The sequence below is a fragment of the Providencia sp. CIM-Carb-044 genome (assembly GCF_033901115.1).
In the GTDB taxonomy this organism is placed as follows: Bacteria; Pseudomonadota; Gammaproteobacteria; order Enterobacterales; family Enterobacteriaceae; genus Providencia; species Providencia hangzhouensis.
On sequence record NZ_JAXADV010000072.1, the window covers coordinates 1 to 642 of the forward strand.

A 642-nucleotide genomic window follows, 5' to 3' on the forward strand; every position below is an offset into this window, starting at 1 on the left:
AACTGCTTATCAAATTTGATGTGAGACTCGCTTAATAGCGTCTCAAGAATGTTCGGCACCGTCATATTTTGGAAAATGCGGCTGTCTTGCTTAAGCGTCATCACCCACATTTCAGGGCGTATCACAAAGTGATACCAGGTTTTAACCCCATCGGTATTCCCTTGCTCTGCCCCGGCTAAAATGCCTTGTACTGTGCGAAGAATTTTTCCATCTCGTTTTACGGTCAGCGAGGAGGCCACACCCAATACTGTTTGAAAATCAATCTCGGGTAACGGGCTGACCGCCTGAATCGACAGTGAAAAGAGTTGGGAAAGCCCTTCTTGTAAATCAAATTGCGTGACTTGAAAGGTATTTTCAGGTAGCCCACCAATCGTACAAGTGAATACTAATCCTGTCCCCATTTCGCCATTCATAATACGCTCTAGCAGTTGCCCATGGGCTTCTTGCAAGGCTTGGTCTTGTGCATAGGTTCTGCCACCCGCATACCCACCACCGTGAATAAGTGGGTTATTTTCGGGGCTGCCAAGTCGTTTGTTTTTATTGGGGTCTTTCCAAGACATGGGAGTTTCCTCTACGGAAGAAAAAGCTAAAAACGCAAACGAGCCTCGAAAGGCTCGCTAAATTCGAACTTACGCTTCGAGC

The 642-nt window shown here is 46.6% G+C and carries 1 protein-coding gene; it reads right to left on the minus strand.

Annotated elements, in window-relative coordinates; all coding sequences use genetic code 11:
• The coding region (locus SJ312_RS23315; protein WP_319868422.1) for a contractile injection system protein, VgrG/Pvc8 family at nt 1-560 on the minus strand (560 nt) is incomplete at its 3' end.
• Nucleotides 561-642: the final 82 nt, after the last annotated feature.